Origin of the sequence: Gracilibacillus halophilus YIM-C55.5 (assembly GCF_000359605.1) — a bacterium.
GTDB lineage: Bacteria > Bacillota > Bacilli > Bacillales > Amphibacillaceae > Gracilibacillus > Gracilibacillus halophilus.
This window is the reverse complement of sequence record NZ_APML01000014.1, coordinates 23,952-39,544: the sequence shown is the minus strand read 5'-3', so window position 1 is coordinate 39,544 and position 15,593 is coordinate 23,952. Positions and strand designations below refer to the sequence as shown.

Below are 15,593 nucleotides of genomic sequence, written 5' to 3'. Positions count from 1 at the left end.
TCAGTTTTCAAAGATCAATAGTCATCGAAAAAATGTCTTCTGTTTTCGCGACGACATATAATATATCATGGTTCTAATGATGTGTCAACAAAACATTTGAATTTTTTAATGATTCATGTTGCTTTCGTTGACCCCTTAACGAGTCACAAGGAGTAATATAACACATTCCTATACATAGTACAAGGGTCGATTATTTATTTTTCATTATTTTTTAATGATTGTATTATTTCGTTTACAAGCATGGTCGAACACTAAGATAAAAAATGCCAAGGCAGAATAAAATGTTGATTGCCTTAGCGACATTTTATTCTGTCATTACCTTTTGCGGAATATACTTTTTTACTTCTTCATCGTTTGCCACTCTGGTTAATAATTGAAACAATCGTTTATATCGAATTTGCATGGAGTGCTTTAATCCTTGATCAATTCGACTATCTTCCAAATCTAATAGCAACTCCTCTAACTCCCTTTTGATTACATATTCTAATTCGGCTTGTTCATTATCATTAATTAGTAAACCTAACATGAAAATATTTCACTCCCATAATTACGATATGTCCTATCCTTCATTTGAAGTTATTACATATATTCCTGAATATACGCAAAAATAAACATGATTAGACAACATATTTAACAGACAGGCTTCATAGAATAAAACAAGCCTTGTCATATAGGAGGGAGAAAAGTGGACCAAAGCTATACATTTGATATACACAAACGTAAAAAATGGATGCTGATCTTACCTGCCGCTTTATTTGTCGCTTTCTTTTTATTTTTAGAATCACAATATTCATTCACTGTTTTTTCAGATCAATCAGCACCGAAAGCATTAAGTTCGGGCAATAGCGAACAGTCATCCGTTGCCCTTACTTTTAATATCAGTTGGGGAGAAGAACAGTTAGAACCGATTTTGGACTTATTGTCAGAAAACGGTACGACGGCAACGTTTTTTATAAGTGGAGAATGGGCAGAGCTCCATCCAGATTTAATGGAAGATATTGAAGCAGGCGGACACGAAATCGGCATGCTTGGTTATCAATACAAATCTTACTTAGAAATGGATAAAGATGCGATTCAAAAAGATATCTTGAAAGCAAAAGATACCTTTACTAAATTAGGATATGAAAATACGTACTTATTCCGAGCACCAAATGGTCATTTAAATGAAGAAATTATATCCATGGTAGAAAACCAAGGACTAAAAATGATTCAGTGGAGTGTAAATCCAAATGATTGGAAAAATCCTGGAACGGATAAAATCGTTGACCACGTTCTGTCAGAAACAAATAATGGCGACATCATTCTCATGCACGCTTCTGATTCCGTGAAACAAACCGAAGATGCATTATCTGAAATTATTCCGCAGTTTAAAAACCAACAATTACAACTAACGACGATATCGGAATTAATTACAGGAGCCGAGAGTGAACAAGACGAATTAGAATCAAATCGAAACGAAAAAGAGCAGTCATAGATCGATGCTATGACTGCTCTTTCATTTCCCTTTCTCGTTTTGATTGGTCAGTGAGACGATGCAAAATTAATAATTGATACGTGTTACAAATCACTAACGGCACAATCATTAACCATGCATAATCACCACCACTCGTTCTTAAGCCAGGCACCCATTCAATCGCGGTAATCACAACCATAAAGAACAACGCTGGGATAAATGCTTTTCGATTCGTTTCTTTCGCCTTGATTCCAGCAACAATCCAACTATAAACCAATAAAAGCACAGCTACGAGTATGTATGTAAGTAATGATCCACCTTCTGCTTGGAAGCGAAAATAAACTAAATCAAATAAAGCAAATGCAATTAAGCCAATTTGTACAATAGGCCAATATCGTCTAAAAACGCCTAATGCAAATTGATTCACGGTTAAATATGCGAAAAATCCCATCTGACTAATTAAACTAAAAACAAAACCTAATGCTAAAAAGAATATGAAAAGCCCTAATATTTCAAACCAATCGATTGGGTTCATAAATTCTATGTACGCACCTGTTTTCACAAAAAAACTGGCAATTAACGTTGAAATTCCCCCTATAGCTAATGTAGAGAAAAACAACCGAACGACATTACGACTATTCAAAATGGTTCCTCCTAAACGATCTCGAATTTCTTTTACTCCATTTTATCATGAAGTTTCATTTTTTTCTGCTTGAATACATATAATTTTTCTTTGACTCCATATTATAAATACACACCATTTTCTTTGGAAAGGTAGCGGTGCGTATGAATCGAACAAAACATTTTCTTATAATCACCATATTATTGCTTGTTCTCGCCGGTTGTGGCGGTGATCAAAATAGTAATGCTGCACAAAACAACAATGATTATGAAGGCACCAAAAAAATGGTCGCCGATATTCTCAAAACCGATGACGGAAAAAAAGCCATTACAGAAGTATTAACGAGCGATGATATGCAACAGACGTATGTATTAGATTCAAAAGCGATGGAAGAAGCTGTAACAAAAGCCTTATCTTCAGATAAAGGGAAAAAATTTTGGGAGAAGTTATTCAAAGATCCAAAATTTGTAGAATCTTTTGCCACTTCTTTGCAAGATCAGCATAAAAAAGTGATGCAAGGATTAATGAGTGATCCGAAGTTCCAAAAGAAACTGATGGAAATATTAAAGAATCCAGAAATGGAAGAACAAACGTTGAAAGTGTTACAAGGACAACAGTTTCGTTCCCATTTACAAAAGTTAGTAGAAGAAACTATGTCGTCTCCCATGTTCCAATCAAAAATATCTGATATCATTTTGAACGCCGCCAAAGAAATGCAGTCACAACAAGGCGGACAATCCGGGCAAAGTGGACAAAATGGACAACAAGGTGGACAAAGTGGGCAAGGCGGACAGGGTGGTGGCTCTGGATCTGGCGGTGGCGGAGGTTAAATAACACTCCGCTAATGCCAACTATATTACGAGCCTTACCTTCTACATTCAGTACCACAAACGAAAATCCAAACGTTACCTGTATATATCAGATAACGTTTGGATTTTTTGCTATCGTTTGCCTCATTTTTCACCGTATTCTTCAATGATTTTTTCAGCAATTTTCTGATATTCTTTTCCGTTTGGATGATTCTCTTGATAAACAGATGGAGCAAATACATCTTCTTCATCATACGGCTGTTGTAGTGACATTCGGCCGATCACTTCAGTATTCAAGACATCTGCTAGCTTGTCACCACCACCTTTACCGAAGACATACTCCTTCTCACCAGTCACTTTGCTTTCAAAGAATGACATATTTTCGATGACACCTAAAATATCGTGATCTGTATCTATTGCCATTTGGCCAGCTCTTACAGCTACAAATGCTGCAGACGGATGAGGAGTCGTAACAATCAATTCCTTGGATGAAGGCAACATGTTATGCACATCTAACGCTACATCGCCCGTTCCTGGCGGTAAGTCTAATAACAAGTAATCCAAGTCGTCCCATATCACTTCTTTGAAAAAACTGTTCAACATTTTACCCAATCTTGGTCCACGCCAAATAACGGGAGAATTGTCTTCCACAAAGAAACCCATTGACATCATCTGTACACCGAACCGCTTCACTGGAATTATTTTATTGCCTCTTAACTTCGGTCTTTCTTCGACACCCATCATATCAGGCACACTAAACCCGTAGATATCCGCATCAATAATTCCGACTTTTTTACCGAGACGAGCAAGAGCAACCGCCGTATTTACGGTAACTGTTGATTTCCCAACACCGCCTTTACCACTGGCTATTGCTAAAAATTTGGTTTTCGAGTCTTCACTCAGAAGGGACGGCTGTTCTTCCTTCGTTGGCTGAAATTTCTTAATCACATCTTCAGACAACTGTGAAAAACGCAGCCCAACCGTAGCTGCACCAAGTTCTTTCAATCCATTAACCACTTCTTGTTGAAGCTGCATTTGTTCCGCCGTATTGGTTTTAGCAATGGCGAGTTTCACACTGACATGGTTTTTCTCTTCTTTGATCAAGATTTCTTCAATACCACCAGTTTCTTTAAACGTTTTATGTAAAAACGGATCTTTCATTTTCTCTAATAATTCGGTTACATGTTGTTCCGTAAGCAAACCAGTCACCTCAATTCAAGCTTTATCTGTTAGCCACCAGTATAACACAAGAACGAGCTTCCTTCAGTGAAAGATGCTCGTTCTTATAAATATATTCATGCACTTATTCTGTACTTGCTTCAGAAACATATTTGATAATCCCTTCATAAATACTGGCAGCCATTTTCCGTTGATACTCTTCTGTCACTAAGTGACTGCGTTCTTCTTCATTAGACAGAAAACCGATTTCTACTAGCGCCCCTGGCGTCTCGGCATATTTTAAAATAAAAATATTTTGAAGTGCCATTGGCTCTCTCTCCGTGTTATTTAAATTCCGTATAATCTCTGATTGAATGGCTTTTGCTAGTTGTTCGTTATCTTCTTTTCCCGGATGATAAAAGGTTTGCGCTCCTCGCCATTTTTTATCAGGTAATGCATTTAAATGAACACTTAAAAATAAATCGGCTTGCTTGTCTCGAATAAAATCAACTCTTCGCTGAATATCCTCTGTTTTTCTGCGTGAGTACCCTTTCGTATCTTGATCAGCTAAGTCATAATCACCGTCTCTTGTTAAATATACCGTTGCTCCTGACTGTTGCAAATAATCTCTTAGCATCTGTGATACCTGTAAGGCGATCATTTTTTCTGTAGTGTCATCTGCACCGACTGCCCCACCATCAACGCCGCCGTGACCTGGATCTAAGACAATTGTTTTCCCAGCTAGTGGTAACGACCAAGTTTGCCAAGAGTCAGATGTCTTCTGCATCGGATACTGCAATAAAAGAATTAAAATAAACAATCCAATTAACCATAGCGCTACTTTCCATATCTTTGACATACCGCTTTCCCCCTATAGTTCTCCTGTAAACACTATATGGGACAAGCAACAGGGTTATGCCAAATACGCAATCTTTACATGTGTTCTCTTTTTACACCTAATAATTGTAGCGAAACCAGAACCAACAGTATGGTCAACGCCATGACATCTGTCAGCAAATGATTTTGAATGAATAATAAAGCTGCTAGTAACGCCAATAATCGTTCATACCAATGATATGTGCGTAATAACCAATTTTGAATAAATGAAGCAAAAGCGATCATTCCAATCGTGGCGGTAATAATCGCCCAAACAACCTGGTACCAACTAACATCCGTTATCAATAATATCGTAGGATTTAATGTAAACACGAACGGTAATAAGAGTGCAGCGGAATCATATTTAAAGCCTTGAACACCAGTACGAACAGGACCTGCTTTAGCAATTCCGGCTGTCGCATAGGCTGGCAAATTAATCGGTGGTGTATCATCGGCTAACACACCGTAATACAACACAAATAAATGAGCAACGATAACATGTACCCCCATGTCAGTTAAGACAGGTGCTACGATCGCAGCCAATACAACATAAGTCGCCGTCGTCGGTAAACCTAGCCCCAATAACAAACAAGCAAATACAGTTAAAATCAAAGCAAAATATAATTGTGTATTACTCGTTACGAGAAATGCAGGTAGTGCGTTCGTTAATGTTTCTGAAAAATCAATCACAATCCGAGTAAACTTCGTCGATAATCCCGATGTTGTAATCACACCGATTAAAATCCCTGCCGTAGAACAAGCAACGATAATCGACAATGCATTCCGAGCTGCTGTCTCAAATCCGGATATGCCTTGTTTCCAATCAAAACGAACGGGTGCTGCTTTCACGTTGAATTTCTTTTGCGATATCGCAAACAACCAAGCAATCGCCAAAGCTATCCAAGTGACAACACTAATGGCAGGTTTCCATCGAATCATTTCCTCACTAAAGAAGTTGATGTCCAAAAGGTTATTGAGCTGGTAAACACCTTGGTTAACGAATGGGATCACATATTGAAGGAAATATACCAGTATCCCTATGGCCACTGCATACATAAAAGCTCTCAGCAAATTTTCCTTAAATCGATGGACAAATACTGCTAATACGAGTAGCATAACAATCGAGAAAAAAGCTGAATTATTGACAGAAACACGCATGACGACAAGGAAATATAATAAAACCAAGATTGGGAGTAATAAATACCCTTGCTGTATCAATAGTTTTCTTCCCGATACTAACTCATTTTTATTGATCCCTACAATACCGTTCTTTGATGCCTCAAAGTGGACCATAAACAATATGCCGACATAAGCTAATATGGCAGGAATTAAGGCGCTTTGGATAATTTGATAATAGCAACGCCCGTAAACTCCACCATAATAAACGCCGCCGCTCCCATGATGGGTGGTAAAAACTGACCACTCGAAGATGCCGCTACTTCCACACCACCCGCTACATGCGGTTTAAAACCTACTTTTTTCATCAGTGGAATGGTGAATGTACCAGTCGTCACAGCATTGGCTGTTGAACTGCCAGAAATACTCCCCATCATTCCGCTTGAAACCACACTCGCTTTGGCCGGGCCGCCTTTATACCTTCCAAACAGTCGTAGCGCCAAATCAATGAACATTTTCCCGGCTCCCGTTGATTCTAGAATGGCGCCAAATAAAATAAAGATAAAGACAAATTGCGCAGATGCATACACTGGTGTACCAAATATACCATTGTTTCGGTATGTAATTTCATAGACAAATCGTTCGAAGTCACCACGTGTATGATGAAATTGACCAGGCATCCACTCTCCTAAGAAAAAATAAGCGATAAAGATGAGCGCAATAATCACTAAAGGTTTCCCGACCACGCGCCGTGTTGCCTCTAATACTAGCACAATGAACGAAAGACCGACGAATAAATCCATATCTGTGGGCTGGCCAGACATAATTGATGATGCATCTTGTCGTTGAATGATATACGTACCGATAACGAGTGAACATACAGATAACAATAGATCATACCAAGGAATTCGTGTTTGTTGTAATCCTTTTTTTATCGGAAAAATGAGAAATACCAATATCAAACCGAGCATGACATGAAGAATCAAAAACGTTTTCGAACCAATGCCCGGCAAACCAAAGCCAGCTACATAAAGATGAAAACACGACAATATGAGACTGACGGTTAAAACAGGTAGTTTCCAATACTGACGTAACTTTCGATCACTTCCTTCCAGTTCTTGCATCATATCTTTTTGCTGCTCATCCATTATCACACCTCTTTTCATTCCGATTCGTTAAAAAAGTTGTCGATACCAAGGAATGGGGTCAACGGTAATTTCGATGACTTTCTTTACAAAAGGGGCTTTTGATAACGTAAGCGTTTCCCTTTTATAAGAAAATGTATGGCGATATAAATCTGATGGCTGTATACGTAATATATTACTGTGTATTGGACGATTTAAATTCATCAATTTATAATAACCGTCCTCCATTTCGACTTCACCCTTGCGTTGATAAGGTAGACCAGCTCCGAACGATTTCGTCCAACTTTCCATTGTGACAATGTGGCCACTTTCTGTATATTCAAACACTTCCTTCACAGGAGACTTCTCGACGGAATGAATATACTGATGTGAGAAGCTCTCACCTGCACGAATCGCGTTTTGCCATAAGATGTCACCAGACTCCCGCTCCTTAATTAATAGACGCGCATCCGGGCTTGACCACCATAACCCTACAAGCACCGCACCAATTATTAAGAAAATCAACCATAATTTTTTGTGAAAAAGAGCATCGCTTCCAAGCCATGCCCTTCTTTCCTCTTTATGAATGTTATTGTTCGTCATAGAATTTTTTTGCTCCTGGATGCAACTCAATCGACATTCCGTCTTGCGCTGTGTCAATCGTTAAGTCTGCTCCGCGTTCATGCGCGTTTTCCATCGCATCCAAGTTGTCAAAAATCGATTTTACTAGCTCATAAACTTGATCCTCTGGAAGATCATCCCGTACGGCTAGCATCGCTTGGGGAGCAATGGTCGTTGCTGTTGCATCAAAATTCTCATACGTATTTTCATCAAGTTCGACTTTCGTATAATACGGATATTCTTCAGTTAATTGATCAATCTTATCATCATTGATACTTACAATACCTATATCCGTCGTCGCTGCCAACTCTTGAATACTACCTGTTGGTGTACCTGCTGTTACAAAAGCAGCATCAATATTGCCATCTTGTAAGTTTGTTGATGCGTCACCAAAGCCCATTCTCTCAGCACTAATGTCGTCATAAGTAATATCATGCGCGTTTAAGATTTGTTTGGCATTCGCTTCTGTACCAGACCCTATATCACCGACCGCTACTCGTTTCCCTTCTAAATCCTCGACCGTTTCAATCCCGCTATCCGCTGACGTCACAATCTGAATCGTTTCTGGATAAATCGTAAACACACCGCTAAACCCGTCCACAACTTCGCTAAACATTTCTGAACCTTCATGTGCATAATAAGCAATATCATTTTGAAGCAATGCGAATTCAGCTGCATCATCGTGTAATTCATTGGCATTTACGACAGATGCACCGCTTGAAATTCCCGTCGCACTTACACCGTCGACATGTTCATCCATAATATCAGCCATCGCTACTCCTAGCGGAAAATAGACACCCGCTTCGCCACCAGTAAGCACGACGACATCTTCTGACCAGTTTTCTGTCTGAGCCTCTTCATTATTTTCACTTTCTTCGCTACCTTCTTCACTAGTTTCATTATTTTCTTCTGTTGATTCTTCCCCTTCATCTGTTGTGTTATCGGCATTACTACATGCTGCTAGAAACAGACCAAAGATAAGTATCAGCAAAAACATAAGACTTCGCTTTTTCACATCTAAAACCCCCTTATTAGGTTTTATGCTTGCACGTCCTACGTTTATGCTAAAAATTTTTCAAAAAAAGAAGGCATTCCCGGTCATTCACCAATGAATTTATTGAGTATCTCCTCATGCTAACGATTACTGGGAAATCCTTGGTGAATCCATCGACGATTTCCCGGTAAAGAGCACATCCCCTCAGTTTTTTATGCAAACCATGGCCTTCCAGTCGTCTGTTTGACGCAAAAATTCATTTATCATGCAAACAGCTACCACTGAACGCGCTATTTGACTCATAAATCCATTTTCGATGCAAACAGCTACTTGCAACGCTTCCGTTTGACGCAAAAAATAATGATCCCAAAAAAGACACCTCATACCTATCGAATGGTTGAGGTGTCGATCAAAATCCTTTTTTAAAAGCCGTATTTCTCATCTTCTGCTTGTCGCATATGTTGGTAAGTTTCTGCTAAAACCATGGTCTCTTCTACAAGTCGTTCGATTCGGAAAAACACATCATCATTGACGATTTCTTTCCGATAAAAATCTTGTTCTTCGATAAATACATAGTTTTGTAACACTTGCGCTTTCATATAGCCAAGTATCGGCTTTAACTGTTGCTCAGCGATTAAGTAATGTTTGGCTGAACCTGCTGTTACAACCATACTGACCACTTTGTCACGGAAAGCATCCACGGGAAGTAAATCGAATAGATTTTTCAGTGTACCAGGAATCGACGCTTGGAATATTGGGGTACCAATGATTAATGCGTCAGCTTCCATCATCGTTTCCGTCACATATTTTGTATCACCTGGATAGTCTAAATAATTGCGCCCGTCACTAAACTGAATCTCATACTCCGCTAAGTCAATCAGTGTGACGTCCGCATCTGGATAGCGCTCTTGTAATGTTTGGATTGTTTGACTCATTGCCGTTTTAGTTTTTGAACCGACAATGGAACCAGATATTCCGACAATCTTCATGCTTCATTCCTCCTTACTTCTCTGCCGTATATTTCTTTATTGCTGGTAGGACCTCTGTAGCGATTTGTTCGATATTTCGACGAAGTTGGCTGAACGGGACACCACCAAAATCCATTTGTGCAATATAACGCTGGTGACCAAACATTTCATGCTGATATAACATTTTTTCGATAATCTCTTGTGGACTGCCAATATTCATGACATTGCGGCGATCGGCCCCTTGTGCAAAGTTCGATTTTGGAAATCCTCGTCCGTTTGTTTTCTTCATACCTTCATTAATATAGGAATACATTTCTTTCTGTGCTTGTTGAGTCGTCTCAGCAAGATGGAAAAAGCCGGCTGTTGCGACAGGAAATTCAGCTGGATCGTACCCCGCTTCAACAAGTGCTTCACGATAAGCATCCACAGTGCGCTGAAAAATAGACACAGGCCCTCCTAATGTCGCTAAGAAAATGGGCACCCCGCTATAACCTGCTTTCACCGCACTAGAAGGATGACCACCAACCGCGCGCCAAATCGGTAATGAACCATGATACGGCCGCGGCAACACACGGGCATTACGTAAAGCAGGTCGATACTGCCCATTCCAGTTCACGACTTCGTTTTGATTAATTTGCAGTAATAGATCAAATTTTTCTTCATATAATTCTTCATAATCATGCAAATTATAACCTAACAAGTCAAAATTACCAACTCTTGATGCCCGGCCAGCAATCACTTCCGTGCGGCCTTTCGAAATTAAATCAACTGTGGCAAAATCTTCATACACACGAACCGGGTCTAAAGTGCTAATGATCGTTGAAGAACTAGCTATTTTTATTTTTTCGGTGGCTTGAGCGATCGCCGATAAAACAACCGAATGCGCTTGGGTCGTAAAATAATCCTGATGACTTTCACCGACACTGAAAAAATCAATGCCAGCTTCATCTGCGAGCTTAGCTAACTCCACGATTTCTTCTAAACGTTGTGAAGCAGGAATGCGCTCACCTGTTTCTGGATTTGCTAAATGATCACCTAATGTATATATCCCAAATTCCATCCCTTGTTTCGGATTGATACGGTATTGTTCCATGATGTTTCACGCCTTTCTCTGACAAAATCCATTCTCTATGTTATTATGAACCAAATAGCATAAAATGGGAAGTACGCACTTTTACGAAATATAGTATCCTAAAAGATACTGTAAAGGAGAGATCGATATGAAGTTTGATCCAGATGCATGCCGTGTGGAGGATGCATTGAGCATATTAGTCGGAAAATGGAAACCGATTATACTCCTTCATCTCTTAAACGAAGGTACACAACGTTTTAACCACCTCAAGAAGAAAATGCCCGGCATTACACAGAAGATGCTAACAAAGCAGTTACGTGAATTGGAAGACGAGGATATTGTAGAACGTGTCGTATATCCACAAGTACCACCAAAAGTTGAATATTCGCTGACGAATTACGGCAAAAGCTTCAGCCGATTTTAGAGGCCATGCATGAATGGGGAACCCAGCACACATTACGCAAACAAAAACAACAACACGAAACTGAAGCTACCTAATGAGAATGGGGGAAGAAACCATTATGAATGGCTTCTTCCCCCAACGTCATCGCTATTTTAATAAATTCAGTGATTCTTTAATAAATGCAGGGATATCATCAGGTTGTCGACTCGTCACCAGTTGATTTTGACAGACAACGACTTCTTCATCTTTTACATGTCCGGCTGCATATTCTAAGTCTACCTGAATCGACTGATACCCTGTCACATCTCGTCCTTCTAGCGCTTTTGCTGTAATTAACAGCTGCGGTCCATGACAAATCGCAAAGACCGGTTTTTTCGCATCCATGAAGGCTTTCGCAAATTTTACGAACCGTTCATCTCCGCGCAAAATATCTGGGGAGAATCCACCTGGAATGAGCAGTGCATCAAAATCATCAGGAGATACATCATCAATACCTTCGTCAATTTTTATGGTCATGCCTTGCTTACCTTTAATGGACTTCCCACTTTCCTCGTCAATCGTGACCACCTCATGACCTTCTCGCTTAAAGTCGTTAGCTGGTGCTGTATATTCAACATCCTCCACATAATCCGTTAGTACGGTAGCGATTTTTGCCATCATATTCACTCCTTGATTTGATTGTCATTTTAGTTTCTTCTATATTCTGATTTTTACCACATAAAAATCTATTGTAAACCATATCAATAGGACGGCTTCTCTTTCAACTCATGTGCATGAATATGGTATGATAAAAGGGAAGTACATCATTAGAAAGTAGGGTTTACATATGACAACACAAACAAAAGCACCATTTCGCGCTGATCATGTCGGCAGTTTATTACGATCTGACCGCGTGAAAGAAGCGAGAGCACAATTTCAAAATAGCGAAATCTCTGCAACTCGTTTGCGAGAAATTGAAGATGAAGAAATTCGTCGCATTGTCCAAAAGCAAAAAGACATCGGGCTGTCAGCTGTAACCGATGGAGAATTTCGTCGTGGCTGGTGGCATTTCGATTTCTTAGAAAACTTAGATGGTGTTGAAGGATACATGGGCGGTTCCGGTATCCAATTTCAACAGCAGCAAACAAAAGCACGATCCATTAAAGTAACCGGTCGATTGGATTTTTCCAATCATCCAATGGTAAAGGATTTTACGTACCTACATCAATTAGCAGGTGATCACACAGCAAAAATGACGATTCCTAGTCCGAGCATGTTACATTTTCGCGGAGAAATTGATGAAAGTGTCTATCCTGATCAAGAATCCTTTTTCCATGACTTAGCCCAAACGTATAAAAAAGCCATTCAAGCATTTTACGAAGCCGGTTGTCGCTATTTACAATTTGACGATACTGCATGGGCTTACTTCTGCTCCGATGAACAAAAAGAGCAGCTTCGTGCCAAAGGATATGATGTGCAGCAATTAATGGATGTATACGCCAAGACGATTAACGAAGCGATTGCTGATCGTCCAGATGATATGAGTATAACGATGCACATATGTCGCGGTAACTTCCGCTCCACTTGGATTGCTTCAGGCGGATATGAACCAGTAGCGGACATTCTTTTCGAACGATTAAATATCGATGGCTTCTTCCTTGAATACGACAGTGATCGTGCAGGTGGATTTGAGCCGCTTCGTTTCGTAAACCGCAAGGACTTGCAAATTGTGCTTGGTCTCATTACATCGAAACACGGCGAATTAGAAAAAGTAGATGATATTAAACGTCGAATTGATGAGGCTTCTCAATTTGTGCCGATCGAACAGTTAAGCATCAGTCCACAATGCGGCTTTGCCTCTACAGAAGAAGGTAACCTCTTAACGGAAGATGAACAATGGAAAAAGCTCGAACACGTCGTCAACATCGCCAACGACGTATGGAAATAAAGCATTGAAGAGGTAAGGATAAAGAAACCCGCCATGCTCCAGTTAGCATGACGGGTTTTTCGTTTTATTCATCAAAAATGTTCGCGCCGTTTGTAGCAATGACATCTTGGTACCAATAGAACGACTTCTTACGACTACGTTCAAAGCTTCCGCTACCATCATCTTGTTTATCCACATAGATAAAGCCATAACGTTTCGACATTTGACCCGTTGAGGCACTGACTAAGTCAATACAGCCCCAAGCAGTATATCCCATTAAGTCAACACCATCTTTAATCGCCTCACCCATCGCTTCAATATGCTCACGTAAGTAATTGATGCGGTAATCATCTTGAATCGGACCGTCTACATCGACATTATCTTTCGCTCCTAGTCCGTTTTCCACAACAAATAATGGCAAACGATAGCGATCATACAATTGATTCAAGGCAACTTGCAAACCAGTTGGGTCAATCTCCCATCCCCATTCACTCGCTTTCAAGTATGGGTTTTTCACACCAGACATAATGTTACCTTCTGCTTTTTCTTCATTGGTCTTCTCTTTTCTCTCTGTACGAGACATGTAATAGCTAAAGCCAATATAGTCAACTGTATGCTCTTTGATTAACGCTAGGTCGCCATCTTTTATGTCGAGTTCAATGTTGTTTTCCTTGAAATAACGATTGATAAACGCTGGATATTCCCCGCGCACCTGTACATCCGCACAGAAATAGTTAAACAATTGCTCTTCTTTCAGCGCATGAAGCACATTTTCTGGATTGGAATCATACGGATAAACCGGTGCATAAATAATCATACAGCCAATTTGCGCATCTGGAATAATTTCATGACAAGCTTTTACCGCTAAGCTACTAGCCACAAATTGATGGTGAAATGCTTGGAATGTCGGTGTATACTTATCCTCTTCATTTTGAATCGAGAAACCTAATCCCATAATCGGCATCATTAAACCACTGTTAATTTCATTAAACGTCATCCAATATTTCACTTTATCTTTATAACGTTCAAAAATGGCGTTCACATATCGTTCAAAGAATGTCACAACGTCACGACTTCTCCAGCCACCATAGTTTTTCACTAAGTTTAATGGCATTTCATAGTGAGAGATTGTAACGACAGGTTCAATATTATGTTTGTGTAATTCGTCAAACACACGGTCATAAAACGCGAGTCCTTCTTCGTTTGGTTCTTCTTCATCGCCATTTGGGAAAATTCTTGTCCAAGCAATCGATAGACGGAATACTTTAAAACCCATTTCAGCAAATAGGGCAATGTCTTCTTTATAGCGATGATAAAAGTCAATCGCATCATGGTTCGGATACGTATATTTTTCTCGGTCGATTTCAAAGTCAAAGCCTGGTTCACTTAAAACCGATAAACGTTCTGTTCCACCTGGTAACACATCTGCAATATTTAATCCTTTATTTCCTTCGCCAAAACCACCTTCAATTTGGTTCGCTGCGGTGGCGCCACCCCAAAGAAAGTCTTTTGGAAATGGTGTATATTGTTTCGTCATGATTTGACCTCCTATCATTTCTACTTACCTTTCATTATAAAGTTTTCGAAATCTTCAAGTAAATCATATACATGGATTCGGTAGCGAGTAACACAGATCGTGACTTGTTTCGTATGTGAAACGCTATGTAACATACAGGACATTATGCTAAGATAAGTGTAGTACATATCCAAAGAAAGGATTCTACCGACATGTTCACACATGAAATGATTGCTTCTTTTAACGAACTGGAAACATCGTTATATAATTATATTTCCCAAAATAGTGAAAAAGTTGCTTATATGCGTATACGTGAGTTAGCTGATCATACACACGTCTCCACTGCAACTATCTTACGGTTCTGTCGTAAAGTCGGTTGTGAAGGGTTTTCCGAATTTAAGATCAAGCTAAAAATGAGCCTAGAAGAACAGAAGAAAACAGTCATTAAAAGTCCACAGCATTCCATTACCGAGTTTTTTGAGCGAACCTTGAAAGGAGATTTGGAACAAACGATGGATGAAGCAGCCGCTGTGATTTCCAAGGCGGATAGTGTCATCTTTATTGGGATTGGTAGCTCTGGCATTCTCGCCGAGTACGGGGCAAGATATTTCTCTAGTATTGGCAAGTTTTCATTATATATAAAAGACCCTCATTTTCCGATTCATGCAAACTTCCGCGAAAATAGTGTCACGATCGTATTGTCCGTTTCAGGCGAAAATCCCTTTACTGTTACGCAACTTAACCAATTAAAACAAGAAGGTAGCACAGTGATCAGTATTACCAACAATAAATTATCAACGATCGCAAAAATCTCAGACCTTAACTTGTCCTATTATGTCACTGAGGAATGGTACCAAGATGCCAATATTACCACCCAAGTGCCTGTCGTTTATATACTCGAATCTGTCGCACGAAAAATTTCATCAAATCATTAGGCATTTTACCAAGATGCTAA

At 39.6% G+C, this 15,593-nt stretch carries 16 protein-coding genes and 2 pseudogenes; 5 read left to right on the top strand and 13 right to left on the bottom strand.

Going from position 1 to position 15,593, the window contains the following annotated elements; translation table 11 throughout:
* Positions 1-304: 304 nt before the first annotated feature.
* A complete protein-coding gene (locus J416_RS03465; protein WP_003464810.1) occupies positions 305-526 on the bottom strand; it encodes a hypothetical protein in 222 nt (73 codons plus the stop codon).
* A 159-nt stretch (positions 527-685) separates the two neighbouring features.
* Here J416_RS03465 and pdaB point away from each other — a divergent pair, with 159 nt between their 5' ends.
* Positions 686-1,474, top strand: a complete 789-nt coding sequence (gene pdaB, locus J416_RS03460) for a polysaccharide deacetylase family sporulation protein PdaB (RefSeq protein WP_003464790.1) — start codon at positions 686-688, stop codon at positions 1,472-1,474.
* 7 nt (positions 1,475-1,481) lie between these two features.
* On the opposite strand, the gene J416_RS03455 is transcribed toward pdaB, so the two are convergent.
* Positions 1,482-2,096 (bottom strand): KinB-signaling pathway activation protein, encoded by a 615-nt coding sequence (locus J416_RS03455; RefSeq protein ID WP_003464789.1) that lies wholly within the window; start codon positions 2,094-2,096, stop codon positions 1,482-1,484.
* Between the two features lie 143 nt (positions 2,097-2,239).
* Here J416_RS03455 and gerD point away from each other — a divergent pair, with 143 nt between their 5' ends.
* Complete coding sequence (gene gerD, locus J416_RS03450; protein ID WP_003464787.1) at positions 2,240-2,905, top strand: spore germination lipoprotein GerD; 666 nt, start codon at positions 2,240-2,242, stop codon at positions 2,903-2,905.
* Between the two features lie 123 nt (positions 2,906-3,028).
* Here gerD and J416_RS03445 read toward each other — a convergent pair whose 3' ends face one another.
* From J416_RS03445 to J416_RS03415, 9 genes and pseudogenes are all read right to left on the bottom strand, one after another.
* Entirely contained in the window at positions 3,029-4,084 is a 1,056-nt protein-coding gene (locus tag J416_RS03445) for an Mrp/NBP35 family ATP-binding protein (RefSeq protein ID WP_003464784.1), read from the bottom strand.
* Positions 4,085-4,187: 103 nt separating this feature from the next.
* Positions 4,188-4,901: an N-acetylmuramoyl-L-alanine amidase CwlD gene (gene cwlD, locus J416_RS03440; RefSeq protein WP_003464781.1), complete on the bottom strand. Its 714-nt coding sequence runs from the start codon at positions 4,899-4,901 to the stop codon at positions 4,188-4,190.
* Between the two features lie 74 nt (positions 4,902-4,975).
* On the bottom strand, positions 4,976-5,857 hold the full coding sequence (locus tag J416_RS16140) for a TRAP transporter large permease subunit (protein WP_240407248.1): 882 nt from the start codon (positions 5,855-5,857) through the stop codon (positions 4,976-4,978).
* 240 nt (positions 5,858-6,097) lie between these two features.
* Positions 6,098-7,158, bottom strand: a pseudogene (locus J416_RS16135) (TRAP transporter permease); the annotation flags it as partial.
* A 51-nt stretch (positions 7,159-7,209) separates the two neighbouring features.
* Positions 7,210-7,761 carry a DUF1850 domain-containing protein gene (locus tag J416_RS03430; protein ID WP_003464753.1) on the bottom strand — a complete coding sequence of 184 codons (552 nt, stop codon included), beginning with the start codon at positions 7,759-7,761 and terminating at the stop codon, positions 7,210-7,212.
* The gene (locus J416_RS03425) at positions 7,748-8,794 is read right to left on the bottom strand and encodes a TAXI family TRAP transporter solute-binding subunit (protein ID WP_003464750.1); all 1,047 of its coding nucleotides are present in this window, start codon (positions 8,792-8,794) and stop codon (positions 7,748-7,750) included. Before J416_RS03425 ends, J416_RS03430 begins: the two co-directional genes overlap by 14 nt.
* Positions 8,795-8,977: 183 nt before the next feature.
* Complete coding sequence (locus J416_RS15650) at positions 8,978-9,127, bottom strand: hypothetical protein (protein WP_156809500.1); 150 nt, start codon at positions 9,125-9,127, stop codon at positions 8,978-8,980.
* Between the two features lie 68 nt (positions 9,128-9,195).
* A complete protein-coding gene (locus tag J416_RS03420; RefSeq protein WP_003464747.1) occupies positions 9,196-9,762 on the bottom strand; it encodes an NADPH-dependent FMN reductase in 567 nt (188 codons plus the stop codon).
* Between the two features lie 13 nt (positions 9,763-9,775).
* The gene (locus J416_RS03415; RefSeq protein WP_003464744.1) at positions 9,776-10,834 is read right to left on the bottom strand and encodes an LLM class flavin-dependent oxidoreductase; all 1,059 of its coding nucleotides are present in this window, start codon (positions 10,832-10,834) and stop codon (positions 9,776-9,778) included.
* A gap of 127 nt (positions 10,835-10,961) precedes the next feature.
* Here J416_RS03415 and J416_RS03410 point away from each other — a divergent pair.
* A pseudogene (locus tag J416_RS03410) lies at positions 10,962-11,311 on the top strand (winged helix-turn-helix transcriptional regulator).
* Between the two features lie 52 nt (positions 11,312-11,363).
* Here the strand turns inward: J416_RS03410 and J416_RS03405 are convergent.
* The gene (locus J416_RS03405; protein ID WP_156809499.1) at positions 11,364-11,876 is read right to left on the bottom strand and encodes a type 1 glutamine amidotransferase domain-containing protein; all 513 of its coding nucleotides are present in this window, start codon (positions 11,874-11,876) and stop codon (positions 11,364-11,366) included.
* 166 nt (positions 11,877-12,042) lie between these two features.
* Here J416_RS03405 and J416_RS03400 point away from each other — a divergent pair, with 166 nt between their 5' ends.
* Positions 12,043-13,143, top strand: a complete 1,101-nt coding sequence (locus J416_RS03400) for a 5-methyltetrahydropteroyltriglutamate--homocysteine S-methyltransferase (protein WP_003464737.1) — start codon at positions 12,043-12,045, stop codon at positions 13,141-13,143.
* Between the two features lie 64 nt (positions 13,144-13,207).
* Here J416_RS03400 and J416_RS03395 read toward each other — a convergent pair whose 3' ends face one another.
* Positions 13,208-14,659 carry a glycoside hydrolase family 1 protein gene (locus tag J416_RS03395; protein ID WP_003464734.1) on the bottom strand — a complete coding sequence of 484 codons (1,452 nt, stop codon included), beginning with the start codon at positions 14,657-14,659 and terminating at the stop codon, positions 13,208-13,210.
* Positions 14,660-14,850: 191 nt separating this feature from the next.
* Between J416_RS03395 and J416_RS03390 the strand changes: the two genes are divergently transcribed.
* The gene (locus tag J416_RS03390) at positions 14,851-15,573 is read left to right on the top strand and encodes a MurR/RpiR family transcriptional regulator (RefSeq protein WP_003464733.1); all 723 of its coding nucleotides are present in this window, start codon (positions 14,851-14,853) and stop codon (positions 15,571-15,573) included.
* Positions 15,574-15,593: the final 20 nt, after the last annotated feature.